General features: G+C 68.3%; 24 protein-coding genes. 14 read left to right on the top strand and 10 right to left on the bottom strand.

Annotated features, from left to right (window positions below):
• From ACH413_RS26390 to ACH413_RS26380, 3 genes are read right to left on the bottom strand one after another with little or no spacing between them, the layout of a single operon-like run.
• Positions 1 to 759, bottom strand: a complete 759-nt coding sequence (locus ACH413_RS26390; protein ID WP_396425230.1) for an amino acid ABC transporter ATP-binding protein — start codon at positions 757 to 759, stop codon at positions 1 to 3.
• On the bottom strand, positions 746 to 1,579 hold the full coding sequence (locus ACH413_RS26385) for an amino acid ABC transporter permease (protein WP_360031877.1): 834 nt from the start codon (positions 1,577 to 1,579) through the stop codon (positions 746 to 748). Before ACH413_RS26385 ends, ACH413_RS26390 begins: the two co-directional genes overlap by 14 nt.
• Positions 1,569 to 2,471 (bottom strand): ABC transporter substrate-binding protein, encoded by a 903-nt coding sequence (locus ACH413_RS26380; protein WP_360031878.1) that lies wholly within the window; start codon positions 2,469 to 2,471, stop codon positions 1,569 to 1,571. Before ACH413_RS26380 ends, ACH413_RS26385 begins: the two co-directional genes overlap by 11 nt.
• A gap of 134 nt (positions 2,472 to 2,605) precedes the next feature.
• Here ACH413_RS26380 and trxA point away from each other — a divergent pair, with 134 nt between their 5' ends.
• The 8 genes from trxA to ACH413_RS26340 all read left to right on the top strand — a co-directional run bounded on the left by trxA (position 2,606) and on the right by ACH413_RS26340 (position 7,152).
• Positions 2,606 to 2,986, top strand: a complete 381-nt coding sequence (gene trxA / locus ACH413_RS26375) for a thioredoxin (RefSeq protein ID WP_319978940.1) — start codon at positions 2,606 to 2,608, stop codon at positions 2,984 to 2,986.
• Between the two features lie 33 nt (positions 2,987 to 3,019).
• Positions 3,020 to 3,409: a phage holin family protein gene (locus ACH413_RS26370; protein ID WP_355302083.1), complete on the top strand. Its 390-nt coding sequence runs from the start codon at positions 3,020 to 3,022 to the stop codon at positions 3,407 to 3,409.
• Positions 3,406 to 3,693 (top strand): DUF3618 domain-containing protein, encoded by a 288-nt coding sequence (locus tag ACH413_RS26365; RefSeq protein WP_360031881.1) that lies wholly within the window; start codon positions 3,406 to 3,408, stop codon positions 3,691 to 3,693. Before ACH413_RS26370 ends, ACH413_RS26365 begins: the two co-directional genes overlap by 4 nt.
• Positions 3,690 to 3,959, top strand: coding sequence for a DUF4235 domain-containing protein (locus ACH413_RS26360; protein WP_360031882.1), 270 nt, complete (start codon positions 3,690 to 3,692; stop codon positions 3,957 to 3,959). Before ACH413_RS26365 ends, ACH413_RS26360 begins: the two co-directional genes overlap by 4 nt.
• A gap of 86 nt (positions 3,960 to 4,045) precedes the next feature.
• Positions 4,046 to 4,894 carry a hypothetical protein gene (locus tag ACH413_RS26355; protein WP_360031884.1) on the top strand — a complete coding sequence of 283 codons (849 nt, stop codon included), beginning with the start codon at positions 4,046 to 4,048 and terminating at the stop codon, positions 4,892 to 4,894.
• A 38-nt stretch (positions 4,895 to 4,932) separates the two neighbouring features.
• A complete protein-coding gene (locus ACH413_RS26350) occupies positions 4,933 to 5,451 on the top strand; it encodes a VOC family protein (RefSeq protein WP_093600777.1) in 519 nt (172 codons plus the stop codon).
• 13 nt (positions 5,452 to 5,464) lie between these two features.
• On the top strand, positions 5,465 to 6,553 hold the full coding sequence (locus tag ACH413_RS26345; RefSeq protein WP_360031886.1) for an S-(hydroxymethyl)mycothiol dehydrogenase: 1,089 nt from the start codon (positions 5,465 to 5,467) through the stop codon (positions 6,551 to 6,553).
• A complete protein-coding gene (locus ACH413_RS26340) occupies positions 6,553 to 7,152 on the top strand; it encodes an MBL fold metallo-hydrolase (RefSeq protein WP_360031888.1) in 600 nt (199 codons plus the stop codon). Before ACH413_RS26345 ends, ACH413_RS26340 begins: the two co-directional genes overlap by 1 nt.
• Here ACH413_RS26340 and ACH413_RS26335 read toward each other — a convergent pair.
• A complete protein-coding gene (locus tag ACH413_RS26335; protein WP_360031890.1) occupies positions 7,149 to 7,535 on the bottom strand; it encodes a hypothetical protein in 387 nt (128 codons plus the stop codon). The two genes, ACH413_RS26340 and ACH413_RS26335, sit on opposite strands and share 4 nt — an antisense overlap.
• A gap of 2 nt (positions 7,536 to 7,537) precedes the next feature.
• A complete protein-coding gene (locus ACH413_RS26330) occupies positions 7,538 to 8,296 on the bottom strand; it encodes an enoyl-CoA hydratase-related protein (protein ID WP_360031892.1) in 759 nt (252 codons plus the stop codon).
• A 104-nt stretch (positions 8,297 to 8,400) separates the two neighbouring features.
• Here ACH413_RS26330 and ACH413_RS26325 point away from each other — a divergent pair, with 104 nt between their 5' ends.
• The 3 genes from ACH413_RS26325 to ACH413_RS26315 all read left to right on the top strand — a co-directional run bounded on the left by ACH413_RS26325 (position 8,401) and on the right by ACH413_RS26315 (position 11,737).
• A complete protein-coding gene (locus ACH413_RS26325) occupies positions 8,401 to 9,369 on the top strand; it encodes a DUF2332 family protein (protein WP_319978930.1) in 969 nt (322 codons plus the stop codon).
• Positions 9,370 to 9,380: 11 nt separating this feature from the next.
• Positions 9,381 to 10,298, top strand: coding sequence for a hypothetical protein (locus ACH413_RS26320; protein WP_360031894.1), 918 nt, complete (start codon positions 9,381 to 9,383; stop codon positions 10,296 to 10,298).
• A gap of 71 nt (positions 10,299 to 10,369) precedes the next feature.
• Entirely contained in the window at positions 10,370 to 11,737 is a 1,368-nt protein-coding gene (locus ACH413_RS26315) for a glycoside hydrolase family 28 protein (protein WP_360031896.1), read from the top strand.
• On the opposite strand, the gene ACH413_RS26310 is transcribed toward ACH413_RS26315, so the two are convergent.
• Positions 11,738 to 12,472, bottom strand: a complete 735-nt coding sequence (locus ACH413_RS26310; protein ID WP_360031898.1) for an SDR family oxidoreductase — start codon at positions 12,470 to 12,472, stop codon at positions 11,738 to 11,740.
• A 68-nt stretch (positions 12,473 to 12,540) separates the two neighbouring features.
• Here ACH413_RS26310 and ACH413_RS26305 point away from each other — a divergent pair, with 68 nt between their 5' ends.
• On the top strand, positions 12,541 to 13,320 hold the full coding sequence (locus tag ACH413_RS26305) for a helix-turn-helix transcriptional regulator (protein ID WP_360031900.1): 780 nt from the start codon (positions 12,541 to 12,543) through the stop codon (positions 13,318 to 13,320).
• Here the strand turns inward: ACH413_RS26305 and ACH413_RS26300 are convergent.
• Positions 13,317 to 14,135: an alpha/beta fold hydrolase gene (locus ACH413_RS26300; RefSeq protein WP_360031902.1), complete on the bottom strand. Its 819-nt coding sequence runs from the start codon at positions 14,133 to 14,135 to the stop codon at positions 13,317 to 13,319. The two genes, ACH413_RS26305 and ACH413_RS26300, sit on opposite strands and share 4 nt — an antisense overlap.
• A 221-nt stretch (positions 14,136 to 14,356) precedes the next feature.
• On the opposite strand from ACH413_RS26300, the gene ACH413_RS26295 reads away from it, so the two are divergent.
• Together ACH413_RS26295 and ACH413_RS26290 are read left to right on the top strand one after the other, a co-directional pair.
• On the top strand, positions 14,357 to 15,919 hold the full coding sequence (locus ACH413_RS26295; protein WP_360031904.1) for a wax ester/triacylglycerol synthase family O-acyltransferase: 1,563 nt from the start codon (positions 14,357 to 14,359) through the stop codon (positions 15,917 to 15,919).
• A 128-nt stretch (positions 15,920 to 16,047) separates the two neighbouring features.
• Positions 16,048 to 16,473: a hypothetical protein gene (locus ACH413_RS26290; RefSeq protein WP_360031906.1), complete on the top strand. Its 426-nt coding sequence runs from the start codon at positions 16,048 to 16,050 to the stop codon at positions 16,471 to 16,473.
• Here the strand turns inward: ACH413_RS26290 and ACH413_RS26285 are convergent.
• From ACH413_RS26285 to ACH413_RS26275, 3 genes are read right to left on the bottom strand one after another with little or no spacing between them, the layout of a single operon-like run.
• A complete protein-coding gene (locus ACH413_RS26285; protein ID WP_360031907.1) occupies positions 16,383 to 17,297 on the bottom strand; it encodes an alpha/beta fold hydrolase in 915 nt (304 codons plus the stop codon). The genes ACH413_RS26290 and ACH413_RS26285 overlap by 91 nt on opposite strands.
• A gap of 46 nt (positions 17,298 to 17,343) precedes the next feature.
• Positions 17,344 to 18,180, bottom strand: coding sequence for a hypothetical protein (locus tag ACH413_RS26280; protein ID WP_360031909.1), 837 nt, complete (start codon positions 18,178 to 18,180; stop codon positions 17,344 to 17,346).
• On the bottom strand, positions 18,177 to 18,746 hold the full coding sequence (locus ACH413_RS26275) for an RNA polymerase sigma factor (protein WP_360031911.1): 570 nt from the start codon (positions 18,744 to 18,746) through the stop codon (positions 18,177 to 18,179). The genes ACH413_RS26280 and ACH413_RS26275 overlap by 4 nt, the downstream gene beginning before the upstream one ends.
• Positions 18,747 to 18,814: the final 68 nt, after the last annotated feature.

Genomic DNA, 18,814 nt, shown 5'->3' with positions numbered 1-18,814 from the left:
TCAGAGCACCTTTGCGAGGAACTGTTGCGTGCGCGGCTGCTGCGGATTGTCCAGCACGTCGGCCGGCGTGCCGCTCTCCACCACGGCGCCGTCGACGAGGAACACCACGCGGTCGGCGACCGAGCGGGCGAAGCCGATCTCGTGAGTGACCACGATCATCGTCATGCCGTCGCGGGCCAGCGAGGTCATGACGTCGAGCACCTCGCCGACCAGCTCCGGGTCCAACGCGGACGTGGGCTCGTCGAACAGCATCAGCTTGGGCTTCATCGCCAGGGCACGCGCGATCGCAACACGTTGCTGCTGACCACCGGACAACGAACCGGGATAGGCGGAGGCCTTCTCCGACAGTCCCACCCTTTCCAGCAGCGCCAACGCCTCCGCGCGCACCTCGGCCCTGCCGCGCCCCAGCACCTGGACCGGGCCCTCCATGACGTTCTCCAGCGCCGTGCGGTGCGGGAACAGGTTGAACCGCTGGAACACCATCCCGACGTCGCGCCGCTGGTGGGCCGCGTCGCGTTCGCGCAGTTCGTAGAGCTTCCCGCCCGCCGCCCGGAACCCGACGGGCACGCCGTCGACCCAGATCCGGCCGGCGTCGATGGTCTCCAGGTGGTTCACGCAGCGCAGGAACGTCGACTTGCCCGCACCCGACGGCCCGAGCAGGCAGACGACCTCGCCGCGCTCGACCTCCAGGTCGATGCCCTTCAGGACCTCGGTGTGACCGAACGACTTGCGGACCCCGATCGACTCAACGAGGGCCATACGCACGCTCCAGGTAGTGCTGCCCGATCGACGCGACGGACACCATCACGAGGTACCAGGCCGCGGCGGCGAACAGGGTTTCCATGATCTCCAGGTTGCGCGAGGAGATGTTGTTCGCGGCGTGGATGAGCTCGGTGAAGGCGATCACCGACGCCATCGAGGTGCCCTTGATCATGTTGATGAAGTTGTTGCCGGTCGGCGGGATGATCACGCGCATCGCCTGCGGCAGAACGACTCGGCGCAACGTCGTCAGCGGCGTCATGCCGATCGACTTGGCCGCCTCTGTCTGGCCCTCGTCGACGCTGCTCAGGCCCGCGCGGACGATCTCGGCCATGTAGGCGCTCTCGTTCAGACCGAGCCCCAGCAACGCGGCCACGAACGCGGTCATGACCACGTTCGTGGGCACCGAGAACAGCCCCGGGATGCTGATGTTCTGGAACACCAGCGCGAGGTTGAACCAGATCAGGATCTGCAGCAGCACCGGCAGGCCGCGGAACAGCCAGATGTAGCCGACCGCGAACCACCGCGCGACGGGGTTCGCCGACAGCCGCATCAACGCGACGACGACGCCGAGGATGATCGCGCCACCCTGTGCGGCCAGGGCCAGCACGATGGTGTTCAGCAGGCCTTCGAGCATCACGGGGTGCGTGAAGAACCCCGGCACGTCCTCCCACTGGATCTGCGCCTCGGCCATCGCCCAGCCGAGCCCGGCGATGACCAGGAGGATCACCGCGCCGCTGAACCACCGCCAGGGGTGGCGCAGCGGCACGACGGTGAGCTCCCCCTGCTGGAGCCCACTGGTCTGGAGATCACTTGCCATTGATCGCGGCCTTCGTGATCGCACCCTGCTTGATGTCCCAGGTGGTGACGATCTTCTCGTAGGTGCCGTCGTCGATCAGGGACTGCAGCGCGCTCTTGATCGCCTCGGACAGCTTGGCGTTCTTCTTCGCGACCCCGATGCCGTACGGGCCGCCGTTGATCGGCGCGAGCGGCACGACCTCGAAGTACTGGCCGTCACCCGCGGTCTTCGCGACGTAGACGGCGGTCGGCAGGTCGTTGAGGATCGCGGCGACGCGGCCGGTGCGCAGCTGGTTCTGGTTGCCGGTGTCGCTGTCGGTGACGCTGAGCTGGACCTCGGGCTTGCCCGCGGCCACGCACTTCTGGCTCTGCTCCTTGCCGAACTGCTCCTGCGAGCTGCCCAGGTTCACCGCGATGCCCTTGCCGCACAGGTCGTCGGGTCCCTTGACGCCCTGCGGGTTGCCCTTCTGCACCATGATCGTGATGCCGGAGGTGAAGTAGTCGACGAAGTCGATCTTCTGCTGGCGTTCGGCGGTGTCGTTCATCGCGGCCATCGTCACGTCGACGCGGCCGGTCTCCAGGCTGGTGATCAGCGAGCTGAACGCCATGTCGCTGTGCTCGGCCTTGAGCCCGAGCTTCGCGGAGATCGCCTTGATCAGGTCGACCTCCGACCCCAGCGGCGTCTTGCCGTCCTGGTCGTAGAAGTTGTTCGGCGGGTTCTGGATGTTCGACCCCACCTTCAACGTGCCGGCCGAGGCGATCTCGGGCGGCAGCAGCGCGGCGAGCGCGTCGTCCTTCTTGACCGAGCCCAGGTCGGACGACGGAGGCGTGGACGTCTGAGCGGGGTCAGACGTGGACCCGCAGGCGGCGAGCCCCAGTACGAGCAGCGAGGTCACGAGCAGGCGCGGCTTCATGGCGGGGACCGTACAACGTCCAGTTGAAGAAGTCCACAAAAAGTTGAAACCAGGCGTGACCGGGCGCACTCGGGGAATTCCATCGGCGTCTGCTCCGTTGGATCGGGTGCCCCCAGCAAACGAGGAGGACCAACATGGCGACGGTCGAGCTGACCAAGGAGAACTTCGACGAGGTGGTCGGTGACTCCGACGGCTCCGGCATCGTCCTGGTCGACTTCTGGGCCGAGTGGTGCGGTCCGTGCCGCGCGTTCGGGCCCACGTACGAGGCCGCGTCGGACAAGAACGAGGACATCGTGTTCGGCAAGGTCGACACCGAGGCGCAGCAGGAGCTCGCGGCCACGTTCGGCATCCGGTCGATCCCCACGTTGATGATCGTGCGCGAAGGCGTCGTGCTGTTCTCGCAGCCGGGCGCGTTGCCCGCCCCCGCGCTGAACGACCTGATCCAGCAGGCGCGCGAGGTGAACATGGAAGAGGTCCACGCGAAGGTCGCGGAGGCCCAGGCCCAGCAGGGCTGATTGGCTTTACGCCGCTCGGGGTAGTCGAGGTGCATGAACACCGACACGTCGACCGCACAGCTGGTCCACCAGCTGTCCGAGCAGGTGAGCAGGCTCGCGCGCGATGAGATCCGTCTCGCTGTCGCGGAGCTGAAGGACAAGGGCAAGCACGCCGGTGTCGGCGCCGGGATGTTCGGCGCGGCCGGCGTGTTCGCGTGGTGGGGTGGGCTCAGCGTCGTCGCGGGCCTGATCCTGCTGCTCGCACTCGTAGTACCGCCGTGGGCGGCCGCGTTGATCGTCGCGGCCGCCCTTCTGCTGTTCGCGGGCATCTTCGCGCTCGTGGGCAAGGGACAGGTCAAGCAGGCCGTTCCTCCCGCGCCGAGGCAGGCGATGGACAACGTCCAGCAGGACATCGCGACGATCAAGGAGAGTGCGCACCGATGAACGACCCCAGGGAAGAGCTGCAGCGCGACGTCGAACGGACCCGGCGTGAGCTGGGCGAGACGGTGGAAGCGCTGGCGCACAAGGTGGACGTGCCCGGCCGGGTGAAGGAGCAGGCGCAGGAGACCCGGTTGCGGCTGGCCCTCGCCACCAACCAGGCGGTCGACTCGCTGCCTGAGCCCGTCGCGGTGCAGGTCGAGAAGGCACGCAGGCATCCCGGGGCCGTCGCGGCGGCGCTGATCGCGCTCGTCCTGGCGATCTGGGCGATTTCCAGGAGGAACGGATGAAACTCCTCTACCGCCCGCTGGGAATGCTGGTCGGCGCGCTGGGAGGCTTCCTGGCGACCGCCATCTTCGGGCAGATCTGGAAACTGGTGGCGGGCGACAAAGAAGCGCCCAGCGCCACCATGCGCAACCGCGCCTGGAGCGAGGTGCTGATGGCCGCGGCGTTGCAGGGCGCCATCTTCGGCCTGGTCAAGGCCGCCATCGACCGCGGCGGCGCCAAGGGTTTTCAGAAGCTGACCGGTGAATGGCCCGGCGACGAAGAAGATTGAGCACCTGTCCGTCCAATCAAGACGCGTAGGTGCGGACGATCCGGTGGCGTCTTAATCTGGCCGAGTTCCCCCGGGAAAGGCCAGTGATGACTCGTCAGGTGCGGGCTCGTGCGCTGTTTTCGACGTTCGAGCCGCTCACCGACGTTCCGGACGACCCGGCCCGGTCGCGGCTGGGCGTCGTCAGGTTCGCCGGCACGTCCTTCAACCCCGTGGTGAAGGCCGGGTATCCGGAACTGACGGTCCACCTCGCCGACGAGGGTCGCGGTTTCGCGGAGGTCTGGACGAGCGCGCACGGCGTGGAATCCGGTGAGCACAAGGCGATCGCCTACGCGCACGACGGCGAGTACCTGTTCTGCGCCGGACGGATCCCGCCGTGCGACGAGCACACCTACGCCGGACGGCTGGCGTTCCGCGCGGCGCTGGAACTGGCCGGCAAGCTCGGCTACCACCACGTGTTCCGGATGTGGAACTACCTGCAGGACCTCACCCCGCGGACCTACCGCGAGTTCCTGCTGGGCCAGGCCGAGGCGTTCGCGCGGCGGCCGGTGACGTGGAGCGGCCTGACCGCGGCCACAGTCGTCGGTTCGCTCGGCGGCGGCATCGCGTTCCACTTCCTGGCCTGCCGGACGGGCACACCGGTCACGATCATCTCCCCCAGCGGCGCGCGCGGCGTCTACGCGCACGGGCGGCTGTACTTCTCGGCTCCGTCGCTCGACGACGCCGAGGAGCTGATGAGCGCGGCGAACCTCGCCCAGTGGGGTGTCGGCGACGGGTTCGGGCTGCACGACGTGTCGTCGTTGAAGATCTACGCCCGGCAACCGGGTGATCTTTCGCAGGTCACCGCCCGCCTGAGTCCCCGGACCTCGGTGGCGTTCCTGCAGGCCACCCTGCTCTCCGAGGACGACGCGGTGGAGTTCGAGGGCGTCGCCGGCTAGCCCTGCGGACGTTTGAATCCTCAACTACTCTGGCGCGCATGCCACAGCCAGAAGGTGATGACCTCGCCGCCATCCGGGCCAAGCGCGACGAGCTGCGCGCGAAGTACGTGAAGCCGCTCGCCGAGCGCGGCGGCTCGCCCACGCAGGGCGTTCACCACATCGCGTTGATCTGCAAGGACGTCGAGGAGACCATCCGGTTCTACCAGGAGTTCCTCGGCTTCCCGCTGGTCGAGCTCGTGGAGAACCGCGACTACAACGGCTCCAGCCACTTCTTCTTCGACCTCGGGGCCAAGAACCTGCTGGGGTTCTTCGACTTCCCCGGCCACGACCACCCGCCGTTCTCCGAGACGATCGGCGCCGTTCAGCACCTGGCGCTGTCGACCTCCCCCGAGCGGTTCGCCGAGATCAAGTCCAAGCTGGACGAGGCGGGGATCGAGTACCTGGGCCCCGACCGGGGCGTCGAGGACAGCCTGTACATCCGCGACCCCAACGGTGTAGGGATTGAGTTCTACCGGGAAGAACTCGGCGAGTTCGAAGGCACGACACTGATCAACTGAGGACGGAGTCGCAGTGGCGCAAGAGGTCAAGGGCATCGTCGCCCGGGGCAAGGGACAACCGGTGGAACTGACCTCGGTGCTGGTGCCCGATCCCGGTCCCGGCGAGGCAGTGGTGAAGATCCAGGCGTGCGGCGTCTGCCACACCGACCTGCACTACCGCGAGGGCGGCATCAACGACGACTTCCCGTTCCTGCTGGGTCACGAGGCCGCGGGCGTCGTGGAGTCGGTCGGTGAGGGCGTTTCGGACCTGGCGCCCGGCGACTTCGTCGTGCTGAACTGGCGCGCGGTCTGCGGCACGTGCCGCGCTTGTCGTCGCGGCAAGCCCTGGTACTGCTTCTCGACGTTCAACGCGTCGCAGCCGATGACGTTGGCAGACGGCACCAAGCTCTCGCCGGCGCTGGGCATCGGCGCGTTCGTCGAGAAGACGTTGGTCCACTCCGGACAGTGCACGAAGGTCGACCCGTCCGCCCGCGCCGCCGCTGTCGGCCTGCTGGGCTGCGGCGTGATGGCCGGCGTCGGCGCGGCCCTCAACACCGGTGGCGTCGGCCGCGGCGACTCGGTGGCCGTGATCGGCTGCGGCGGTGTCGGTGACGGCGCCATCGCGGGCGCCCGCATCGGCGGTGCCGCGAAGATCATCGCCGTGGACACGGACCCGCAGAAGCTGGAGTGGGCCAAGGGTTTCGGCGCCACGCACACCATCAACGCACGCGAGGTCGACGACGTCGTCACCGCGATCCAGGACCTGACGGACTCGTTCGGCGCGGACGTCGTGATCGACGCGGTCGGCCGTCCCGAGACGTGGAAGCAGGCGTTCTACGCCCGCGACCTCGCCGGAACCGTTGTCCTGGTGGGCGTTCCGACGCCGGACATGCGGCTCGAGATGCCGCTGATCGACTTCTTCTCGCGCGGCGGCGCGCTGAAGTCCTCGTGGTACGGCGACTGCCTGCCCACGCGCGACTTCCCGATGCTCGTGGACCTGTACCAGCAGGGCCGCTTCGACCTGGACGCGTTCGTCAGCGAGGAGATCGCGCTGGACGGCGTCGAGGGCGCGTTCGAGAAGATGCACCGCGGCGAGGTCCTGCGATCGGTCGTGGTGTTCTGATGTCGCTTCGCGTTGATCACACCGTCACCTCCGGCACGTTCTCGCTGGACGGCGAGACCTTCGACGTCGACAACAACGTCTGGGTCATCGGGGACTCGTCGGAGTGCGTCGTCATCGACGCGCCGCACGACGTGGACGCGATCCTCAAAGCGGTCGACGGCCGCAAGGTCGTCGCGATCCTGCTGACCCACGCACACGACGACCACGTCCGCGTCGCGCCGGATCTGGCGCACGCCACGGGTGCGCCCATGGCTCTGCACCAGGATGACCACATCGTGTGGTCGCTGACGCACACCGGCGTGATCCCGCACCAGGCGCTGGAAGACGGCCAGGTGCTCACGGTGGCCGGCGAGGAGATCCACGTGCTGCACACGCCGGGCCACTCGCCTGGCGCCGTGTGCTTCTACGTGCCGTCGCTGGGCGCGGTGTTCACGGGCGACACGCTGTTCCAGGGCGGGCCGGGCGCGACGGGCCGGTCGTTCTCGGACCGGCCGACGATCGAGGCGTCGATCCGGGAAAAGCTGCTGACGCTGCCCGGCGACACCGTGGTGCACACCGGGCACGGCGCGGACACCACGATCGCCGCCGAGATCTTCTAGGAGAAGACGATGTCGACGGACTCGGGGAACTCGACCGAGTCCGTCAACACGTAGAACGGGTTCGGACCCCGTTCGAGGTAGAAGGTCAACGTCACCCTGTCCTCGGGATCACGCAGCACGGCCTTCCCGCGCGAGAGAACCAGAGCGCCGGAGAAGTACGGCAGCGTCGCGGCCCCGGGTTCGGGTTCGCCTCGCCACACCCGCACCGTGACCATCCCGTCCACCGACGGCAGCACGCTGAAGATGACGGAGTCGTCCTCCACGTCGTAGAGCACCTCCGCCGGGTCCCACGAGTCGTGCCGCAACCCCATCGGTTGTTCGTCTTCCAGCAGCAGACAGCCGTGATCAGCCGCCGCGGTGAAAGCCCCCATCAGTTGACCCATGCCTAGAACCTAGGAGGCCGCTTCTCCAGGAACGCCGTCACGCCCTCGGCGTAGTCGGCGCTGGAGGCGGCCTCCGCGTACAGCGCGCGCACGAAGTCGTCCTCGTGCCCGCCGTCCGTGATCGAGTTGATGATCTTCTTGGCACCCCGCACGGACACCTGCGCGCGGCCCGCGATCTGTTCGGACAGTTCCTTCACGCGGGCGTCCAGGGACTCCACGACCTCGTTCACGAGCCCGATCCGCAACGCCGTGGCCGAGTCGATCAGGTCGGCGGAGAACAGGATCTGCTTCGCCCAGGCCGGGCCGACCGCGTCCACGAGGGCCTTGGTGGACGTGAAGTTGTAAACGATGCCGAGTTTCGCGGGCGTGATGCCGAATCGGGCATCCGAAGACGCCACCCGAATGTCGCAGGCGAGGGCGATCTCACAACCGCCGCCGACGCAGAAACCGGAAATCGCGGCAATCGTCGGTTTGTCGAGCTGGGCAATCGCGCGTTCACCGTTGTGAACGGCCTCGCCGTAGTGGGCGGCGCCTTCCGGACCGCGCCGCAGGGTCGAGAACTCGGCGATGTCGGCGCCGGCGGAGAAGTGGTCGCCACCGCGGATCACCAGTGCGCGGATGCTCTCATCTGCGGAAACCTGTGCCAGGAGCCCTGGTATGGCCGACCACATCTCGTACGACATGGCGTTGCGCTTGGCCGGGCGGTTGATCGTCAACGTGGCGACCGGACCGGCCGCGGACAGCTCCAGGAACTCGCTCACCCGCCGCACGATACCTACCGCCGTCCGGCGGCTCGCGCGGTCTCAGTTGGGTAGTAATGCGTTCACCTCCTTGTAAAGTCCCTCTGCCGAGGAGGGGAGGAAACGTGACCGCGGCCGCCATCGGTGCTTCCACGTTGCGCACGCTCGCGGTGCGGTTGCGCACCAGTGCTCCGGTGTCCGCGCGCATCCTCTCCGAACTCGCCAGCGAACTCGACCGCGGCGGGCCGGTGGCGGACCTGCTGTGCTCGCACAGCGCCGTGCACAGCCCGCTGTTCGGCATCCAGGCGCTCGCCGGTGTGCGGTTGCTGATGCTGTCGGGAAAGGCGCCGGAACTCAGTCAGCGGTTCGCCAGCGCGCACGCGGCGGCGATGGCCGGGGAGTCCGATTCCACGGCGCTGCTCGCCTGGCTCGCGGCACGGCGGGCGATCGTCGAGAACGCGGGTGAGATCCTGGCCGCGCTCGACCGCACCGTCCAGCAGCACCAGCCGAAGACGGCCGGGTTCCTGCTGCGCGGGCTCACCATGATCGGGGCGCCGAAGGTCCGGCTGCTCGAACTCGGCGCGTGCGCCGGGCTGAACCTCATCCTCGACCACTACCGCTGGTTCGGGCTCGGCTGGGAGTGGGGCGACAAGGACTCGCCGGTGCGGCTGGCCGCGGTCGGGCCGCAGCCGCCGAACCTGGAGATCGTCGACAGGGCCGGCTGCGACCTGCAGCCGCGCGACCCCGCCGATCCCAAGCACGCGATGATCCTGCACTCGTTCATCCCGCCCGAGCACGACGCGCTGCGGTGGGACCTCGACGACGCCATCGAACTGGCCGCCAAGGTCGGCGTGAAGGTCGCGCGCTCCCCCGCCGGGCGGTGGTTGCGCGAGAACCTCGTGCCGCCCGAGGAACGCGGCACGTACACGGTGATCTGGCACAGCTCGTTCTGGGCGTACCTGACCGAGGACGAGCGCCACGAGATCGAGACGACGCTGACCGCGGCGGCCGGATCGATGCCACTCGCGCGCGTCGCCTACGAGTCGACGGACTTTCGCTCAAACCCCCGCCTGACGGTCACCATCTACAGCTAACCTCCGGCGTCGTGAAAACGATCCGCGCCTCCCTGCTGGCCGTCGCTCTCTTCACCACGGCCCTCACCGCGCCCGCCCAGGCCGCGGTCTCGGACTACGACCTGGCGCTGCACTGGGCGCCCGTGCACCACCAGGACACCGACTCGTCGGACTACGACGCCGACTATCTGTCCACTGTGGACTTCGACGGCGACTGGAACACGCTGAACAACTGGGAGAACCAGACCCAGCTCGCCAAACTCACCGGCGCCGCGTACTACTCGGTGGTCGAGACGTCCACGCACTGGTTCCTCGTCTACAGCTTCTTCCACCCGCGCGACTGGGACGACCAGCCCGACCCGTTCGGCACCAGGACCCACGAGAACGACCTGGAGGGCACCCTGTTCGTCGTCCGCAAGGACGCCGGGTTCGGCACGCTCGAAGCCGCGGTCACGGTGGCGCACAGCGACTTCTACTCCTACGTGCCCGCCGGGTCGCCGTACCAGAACGGGTCGGAGACCATCGACGGCACGCTGCTGCTGGTCGGCGGCCGCCCCGCCACCTTCCAGGAAGCCAAGGGCCACGGTCTGTACCGCTGGAACGGCGCCGACTTCCCCGGCGGCGACGGCGTGATCTACCAGCCCGCCGCCACCGGCGAGGTGCCGTCGGGCGGCAACGACCGCAGCGTCGGCTACCGCCTGGTGAACTCCCTGGACGCCAACGGAATGTGGGCGCGCCGCAGCAACTCGGAGACCTACTCGTCGTTCGGCACCTTCCGCGGTGACAACGGCAAGGACAACGCCGCCAACGCGCCATGGGGCTGGGACGACCAGAACGACGGCGCGATCTACCGCGGCTACCTGGCCACCGATCCGGCGTTGGTGATCGACAAGTACTTCGCCAACAAGGGAACCTTCAGCCTCACCTACACGCGCAACGCCTTCCGCTGAGCCACCGCAAACGTTTACAGTCTTTTCTGTAACACACCGCCGCCGTCACGCCTCCCACCGGAAGAGGAAGCATGGACGGCAGGATCAACCGCAGGCTGCTGATGAAGTCCACCATCGTGGCCGCGGTAGCAACACCGGCCCTGGCGGCGACCGCGCTCGCGGTCGCCGTCCCCACCCTGCCCTGGCCGGCCGCCAACGACATCGTGCGGAACACGAAACTCCCGTCGTTCCCGGACCGAAATTTCGACGCGACGGCCTACGGCGCCAAGGGCGACAACAAGACCGACAACACCGACGCGTTCAAGAAGGCCATCGCCGCCTGCAACGCTGCGGGCGGCGGGCACGTGATCGTCCCGAAGGGCACCTACGTCACCGGCGCGATCCACCTGCTGAGCAACGTCGACTTCCACCTCGAGGACGGCGTGCTGCTCAAGTTCTCCGGCGACGCCTCGAAGTTCCCGACGGTGCTCACGCGCTACGAGGGCATCGAGTGCATGAACCGCTCCCCCATGATCTACGCGCACAAGCAGACCAACATCGCCATCACCGGCAGGGGCACGCTCGACGCGGGTGCCACCGGCGGCTGGAACAAGGGCAGCGACCGCTCGTACCTGGAGTCGTTGGTGGCCAAGGGAACCCCGCCCGAGAAGCGCGTGGTTCCCGGCTCCGGCAAGAACATGCGCTCCACGTTCATCGAGCCCTACGACTGTGACACCGTGCTGATCCAGGGCCTCACGCTGAAGAACCCCAAGTTCTGGCAGATCCATCCCACGCTCTGCAAGAACGTCACGGTCGACGACGTGCACACCGACCCGTCCACGTCCGCCAACAACACCGACGCGGTAGACCCCGAGTCGTGCGACCACGTCGTGATCTCCAACAGCGACCTCGGCGCGCACGACGACAACGTCGCGATCAAGTCGGGCCGCGACGAGGACGGCCGGCGGATCAACGTGCCGTGCCAGAACATCGTCGTCGTCAACTGCCGCATGAACGGCAACTGGGGCGCCATCACGTGCGGCTCCGAGCAGACCGGCGGCATCCGCAACGTCTACGGCTACCAGTTGAACTGCGTCAACGCCACCAAGTTCGCCCTGTACGTCAAGTCGAACACCCAACGCGGCGGCTTCTCCCAGAACATCAACCTGGACAGCGTGTCCGGCGTATTCGGGCGCGCGTTCATCTACGTCACCACGACCTACAACTCGCAGACGGGCAGCAACGTGCCGAAGTTCGGGCCGTTCTCCGTCTCGAACTCCAGCTGCACCAAGGCCTCCAAGGTCCTCGACGTGTCCGGCCTCTCGCAGGAGCACGTCAAGGGCCTCGACCTGCGCGACTCGAAGTTCAACGGCCTCGGCAGCACCACCAACACCGTCAAGAACGTCGACGGCCTGAAGTTCACCAACGTCACCGGCAACGGAAAGCCGATGACCAAATAGCTAAGCCTGGGCAGTCGGCCGCACGGCGATCTCGTTCACGTCGACGTCGGCCGGCTGCTCGATCGCGAACGCGATGGCGCGGGCGATCGCGTCCGGCGGGATCGCGATCTCGTCCCGCATGCCCGCGATCCGTTCGCGCACAGCGGTGTTGCTCGACGCCTCCGCGAAATCGGTGTGCACGAAACCGGGATACACCGTGGTCACCCGCACCGAAGGACCCGCCTCCTGGCGCAGGCCCTCGCAGATCGACCGGACCGCGACCTTGGTGCCCGCGTAGACCGCCATGGACGGCACGACGGTGAACGCGGCCGTGGAGGCCGTGGTCACGAAGTGGCCGGCCTGCTGCTCGCGGAACACCGGCAGCGCCGCCGCGATGCCGTGCAGCACGCCCTTGATGTTGACGTCGACCATCTCGTCCCACTCGTCCACGCGCAGGTCGTCCAGCGGTGAGATCGGGCCGACCCCCGCGTTGCTCACGAGCACGTCGAGCCGTCCGAACCGCTCCCGGGCCAACGCCACCAACACGTGCAGGTCTTCGCGGCGGGTCACGTCGGTGCGCGTGTGCACGGCCGTTCCGCCTGCCTTCTCGATCCTGGCCACGAGGTCCGCGAGGCGCTCCGACCGGCGGGCCCCGAGCACGAGGCGCGCGCCCCGTTCCGCGAGCAGAAGAGCGGTCGCCTCCCCGATCCCGCTGCTGGCGCCGGTGATCGCCACGACCTTGTCCTTGATTGCCATGACCCCAGCCTGCGTTAGGCTCAGCCTGGTATCCAGAGCCACCTTATTCTGGTACTGGAGGTGCCAGCATGCGGAGAACGGCCGATCAGCGGCACGAACTGGGCGCGTTCCTGCGCAGCCGGCGGGAGCGGCTCACCCCGGCCGAGGCGGGCCTGCCGCGCACGGGCCGGCGGCGTACCCCTGGCCTGCGCCGCGAGGAGCTCGCGGTGCTCGCGGGCATCAGCGCCACCTGGTACACGTACCTGGAACAGGGCCGCGACGTGCGCGCGTCCGACCAGGTGCTGGGCGCGCTCGCCGCCGCGCTCGGGCTCACTCCGTCCGAAAAGGACCATCTGCTCCGGCTCGCGGGCCACACGCGCCCGCACACCCTCGAAGCCGAACTGGCCGCGGAAGTCGCCGCGGTACCGGGGTTTCTGGACCCGCACCCGGCGTTCATCATCGGCGCCACCTACGACGTGCTCAGCCACAACGAGGCGGCGGCCGAGCTCTTTCCCTTTCTTCGCAAGGAGAAACCGAGCTTCGCGCGCTGGGTGTTCACCGACCCGCAGGCGCGGCACGTCCTGATCGACTGGGAACTGGAGGCCCGCGGCCTGCTCGCCAAACTCCGCGCGCTGGCGGCCCAGCACCCCTCGGACGAGCGGTTCACCCGGCTGATCGACGACCTGCACGAGGCCAGCCAGGAGGTGCGCTCCTGGTGGCCCCACTACGACGTGCAACCCCGGCACGGCGGCCGGAAACGCTTGCGGCACCCCGAACGAGGGCCGCTCGACTACGCGTACACGGCGTTCCACCTCGCCGAACAGCCCGACCACACGCTGGTCGTCTACTCCGACGAACGCCCCTGTTAGGCGGCGCGCGGGTACAGCCGGGCCATCCCGGGCGGCGCGGCGAAGGGCGCCCACGTGCCCTCCGCCTGTGCCAGCCGGTCGGCCACGACCCACAGAACGCTGGAGTTGAAGCCATATCCCAGGTGTGAGGACGACACCTGGACGTTCTCCTTGCGCGGTCCCGGTTCCTCGACGCACGACTCCCACGAGACGATGCCGTCCGTCTTGGAGTAGATCGACGTGGCGGGCACCGGGATCGGCGGCCGCGTCGACTCGAGCGGCGGGAACTCGTCCTTCGGGATGTGCAGCCGGGAGAACAACGCGAACGCCGGCATCGCCCGTGACTGCACGGGATCGCTCATGTTGTACGGCGATCCCATGGTGATCACCTGGCGGACGCGGTGCGGGTGATCGCGCGCCATCTCGCGCGCGAAGATCCCGCCCAGCGACCAGCCCACGATGGAGACCGGCCCGCCGTGGGCGTCCGAAACCTTCTTCACCAAGGCGTGCATGCCGTCCACGGCCTTGCGCGTCGGCCCGATGTTGCGGCCCAGGCCCCACGGATTCACCTGATAGCCCAACCCGGACAGGAAGCGGCGCAGCATCACCGTCGACGAGTCGGCGGCACCGAGGCCGGGAAAGACGAGAACCGGGTGGCCGTCACCGGAGGGCGCGCCGCGCAGCATCGAGCGGGTGGCCACGAACTCGCTGACGTCGAGCGCGCAGCGGGTGGGCTCGGTGAGGTACCAGAACAGGCCGGGCGCACTGCCTCTGACGAGGTGGAGGGGCGAAACAGCAGGCACTTCGAAGACTTCGTCCGAAGGTACGGCAGACATAGGAGCCTCCCCACACGTCGACAACCCCGAGCCGGCGCCCTGGACGTCGTTGCCCAGTGAGTCCATGATGTTTCGTGAACGATCTTTTTGCCAGTACTTTCGAGTCTCGATTCGCCACGTGCAGGTAACACGTTGGCAACCTCACAGGTGTGCACTGCCTCTCACCTGCATGGACGTCGATTGAGACGCTCCGGTCCTCTACTCTTTTTCAAGTGGATCGGATGAGCTCTCTGGACGCCAGCTTCTACTTCATCGAGGACGAGAACGTGCCCATGCACGTCGGTTCCGTCCTGGTTTTCGACGGGCCGGCCCCGTCCTACGGCGACGTGATCCGTCTTTTCCTGGCGCGCATGGACCAGGTGCCTCGCTACCGGCAGAAGGTGAAGGCGCTGCCGTTCCACGTCGGTCGTCCGGTCTGGGTCGACGACGACCACTTCAACATCCTCTACCACGTGCGCCACACCGCGGTGCCGTCGCCGGGCGGGGAGGACCAGCTGCGCAACCTCGCGGGCCGGATCTTCGCGCAGAAGCTCGACGACAAGAAGCCGTTGTGGGAGGCCTGGCTGGTCGAGGGCCTGGAGGGCGGTCGCTGGGCGATCATCTCCAAGGTCCACCACTGCATGATCGACGGAGTGTCCGGTTCGGACATGCTGCAGCTCATCCTCGACTTCAAGAAGGAGAGCGTCCTTCCGGAGCCGAAGGAGTGGAAGCCGCAGCCGCAGCCGTCCACGCTCGATCTGGTCATCGACGGTGTCCGTGACGCCGTGGTGACGCCGGTGCAGCACCTGTCCGCTTTGCCCGCTGTGGCGCGGAACGTGCGCTCGCTCAGCGAGATCATGGACTTCGGCAAGACCGTTCTCGGTTCTCTTCCCGGTACGGCCAAGCGTTTGGTCACGCGCGCAGCGACCTCTTTGAACGGTCCGATTGGACCGCACCGCCGTTGGGTGTGGGCGCGCGCGAACCTGGCTGAGATCAAACAGATTCGCACCGCCGCGGGTGGCACCGTCAACGACGTCATCCTGACGGCGATCACGCGTGGTTTCCGGGATCTGCTGGAGAAGCGCGGCGAGCTGACCGAGGGCATGGTCGTGCGGACCATGGTTCCCGTGTCGATGCGCAAGGCCGACCAGCACAACGAGCTGAACAACCGCGTCAGCGCCGTGCTGGTGAACCTGCCCGTGGGCGAGGCGGACCCGGTGAAGCGCCTCGCGTCGATCCGTGCGCAGATGGACGACCTGAAGAGCTCGCGCCAGGCGGCGGGCGCCGACGTCATCACGAACCTGTCGAACTTCGCCGCGCCGACGCTGATGGCGCTGGGGTCGCGGACCGCGATGCGGTTCCCGCAGCAGATCCTGCAGACCGTCACCACCAACGTGCCCGGCCCGCGCATCCCGCTCTACATGCTCGGCCGCCCGCTGGTGGAGATGTTCCCGTACGTGCCGGTCGCCTCGACGATCCGGATCACCGTCGGCATCTTCTCCTACCTCGACCGGTTCACCTTCGGCATCAACGCCGACTTCGACGGCGTGCCGGACGTCCAGCTGCTCGCGGACGGCATCCGCGCCGGTTTCGACGAGATGGTCGCGCTGGCCGCCGAGGCGGCGGAGAAGACGGAGACCGCAGAGAAGGTCGTCGAGGCCGCGCCGGCCCCCAAGTCCGCCCCGAAGCCCGCTGCCAAGCCGGTCGCCAAGCCCGTGGCGAAGAAGCCCGCTCCCAAGCCTCGTGCCCCGCGTGCGACCTCCAAGGCGGCCACGAACGGTGTGAAGCCGGAGACGACGGCCTGAGACACGACCTGACGGTTCAGGCGGGCGCGCACGACCTGCACCTGACCGTAGTAGGACTCGACGCACGGCTGGGCGCCCTCGGACTGGCGCTCGGTCAGGTCGACGACGTCCGCATCGAGCTGGAGAACGTGCGGTGGTCGCGCTGGCGTGCTCGCCGCGCGACCGTCGTGTGCCGGGACGTGCACGTGAACCCGCCCGCGGTCCTCGTGTCGTCCCCCGTCGAGTTCCGGGTCGAAGTGGACTTCGCGGACATCCCGGAGTTACAACCGCTCAGTTGGTTCCCGTTGACCGTCCAGTTGGTCGGCACGGAACTGCACGTGCGGCTGCACAAGTGGCTGCCCGCACGCGTGTTCGCGGTGCCGGAGCTGCCGCGCGGCATCCAGCTGACGGGGATCGAGCAGCTCGACGACCACTTCGTGCTGACCGGAGCCGCCCCCGTGCTGCGGGAGCGGCTCACCCTGGGTCAGCTCGCGGACGTGCTCAGGCGGTTGGCGTCCATCCAGTCCAGGACCCGCTCGGACACGACCTCGGGGATCTCCATCTGGGGCACGTGACCGACGTTCGCGTACTCGTCGTAGCGCCAGTGCGGGTACCTGCGCGCCACGTATCGGGCGTTGGCGACGTTGACCAGCCGATCCCGGTCGCCGCTCATCAGGAACACCGGCACGCGGACCTTGGCCATCGCCGCGTAGTAGGCGCCGCGCTTCGAGGTGGTGAACACGACGCTGCGCGCGGCGTCGAGGAACGCCTTGTCCAGTCCTTCGACCTTGGCGCGCTCGCCGATCAGGTGCTCGCTGGCCTGCTTGAGCTCCTCGGGGATGCCCGACGGGTCCGCGCAGACCATCTCCAGCAGGCGTTCGACCTGACGACGGGCCGGGACGGCCCTCGACCTGGCCAGGAACCGTTCGCCCAGGCCCGGCACCGAGTACAGGAAGAACGTGCCGAGCATCGTCGGGTCCGGCCGCGTCCCGAGCACCATCGGCAGCGCGGGGTCGACCAGCACCAGGCCCCTGACCAGCTCGGGGTCGTAGGCGGTCTGGAAGAGCGAGATCAGCCCGCCCATCGAGTTGCCGACCAGGATCACCGGCTCCCCCACGACCTCGCGCAGGAACCGGCCCAGCAGCCTCGTGTTGGCCTGGACCGTGGTCTGCCGGCCCTCCGGGTTGGTCAGGCCGTGCCCGGCGAGGTCGACGGCCGTGACGCGGGCCTTCTTCGCGAGCAACGGCGCCAGCAGCACCCAGTTGAGGTGGGAGCCGCCGAGGCCGTGCACGAGGACGATGCGCGGCCCGTCCGCCGGTCCGCCGAAGTCGACCCAGTGCACGGGCCCGCCGAGGTCCGCGTGGTGGCTGGTGCCGCCGAAGTTCGCCACAGTCGTCATACCAACCAGTATGTCGCTTGGCCGTACTGATCGGTAGCCACGTGGGTCACTTCCACGGCGACGCGGGCAGGCACTGATCCCGGGGCCTGCGCTCGTCGCCGTAGACGACCTCACCGGTCGCGGGGTCGAAGAAGCACGCGTTCACGAGGTCGGAACTGGTGCCGAGCAGGTTGCCCGCGGCGTCGTAGGCACGCACGACGGGGTCGGGGACGCCCTGGGGAATGGCCCAGGACGACGGGTAGTAGATGCGGAGGGCGTACGTGCCGTTGGCGATCTTGGCGTCGACCGTGTCGCCGTCCGCGGTGACCGTCACGCGGGCGACCTTCGAGTCGATCCGGCCGGCCGCCTCGCGGTAGCCGGGTGTCCCCGCGTACGCCGGGCCGCGGTGCATGCCTCCGGCGGTCGCGCTGCCGCCTTCGACGGAGAAGTGCCCCGGGAGCAGCGCGACGGCACGCTTCCCGAAGCCCGCCCGGTAGTCCTTGCCCTCCGCGCCGAGCGAACAGAGCAGCACCTCGTTCTCGGTGTAGAGCAGCGCCCATCGCGTCTGCTCGTCCAGCAGTTGGTGCAGGGTCGCCTTGCCCTGCATGCCCGTGGACCGCATGCAGCCCGTCTCGATCGCGGCGACCTCGTCAGGCGGGACTCCGAAGCCGGCGGACGGCGTCGCCGGTGACGTCGTGATCCGCACCGCCGGCACCGGCTGCGTCGGGGCAGGCCTGAGCACCACGATTCCGGCGGTGACTACGGCGACGGCAGCCGCGGCCGCGAGGATCGGGACGGCCAGCCGCCGGGACCCGCGCCGACCGGCAGCGCGTTCGACCTCCGCGCGGATGCGCGCCTGGCGACCGGGTGGCAGGTCGCGGGTGGGCGGAAGCATGCTGGTCATCGGTCCTCCCCGGTGTGCACGAGCTCCCGGTGCTGCTGGAGCTTCGACTTGGCCTTGCTGACCCGTGCGCGGACGCTGCCCTCGGTGATGCCGAGGACTGCCGCCGCGTCCGCGTACGACACCCCCGACCACACGCACAGCGCGAGCGCCTCACGTTCGTTGCGCGGCAGCTTCTCCACGGCTTTGAGCAGCTCCTTCATCTGCCGCTGGTCGTCGAGGCGCTCCGCCACCCGGTCCGCGTGGTCGGGCATCGCGGGTTCCTCACCGACGCGCCGCAGGTGCTTCAGGCGTCTCAGAAGGGAGCGTTGCTCGTTGCGCACCACGTTCGTCGCGACCGTGAGCAGCCACGGCAGCGCCGACTCGCGCTCCAGCCGCACGTCGTCGCGCTTGCGCCAGGCCAGCAGGAACGTGGCCTGCAGCTGGTCCTCGGCCTCGGCCCAGGACGCGGTCAGCCGGAAGCAGTGGTTGTAGACCGCCTTCGCGTGCCGGTCGAACAGCACTCCGAAGGCGTGTGCGCTGCCCCCAGCGGCCTGCGACCACAACGCTCGGTCGTCTTCGGTCGTCATGTCTGTTCGTGTCCGCTCGCGACAGAAGTGTTGGCACCAGTTTCACGTGTCCGCCACTAACGTCGTGC

Source organism: Lentzea sp. NPDC020367, from assembly GCF_044387305.1.
In the GTDB taxonomy this organism is placed as follows: domain Bacteria; phylum Actinomycetota; class Actinomycetes; order Mycobacteriales; family Pseudonocardiaceae; genus Lentzea.
This window is presented reverse-complemented; position numbering and strand designations above follow the sequence as displayed.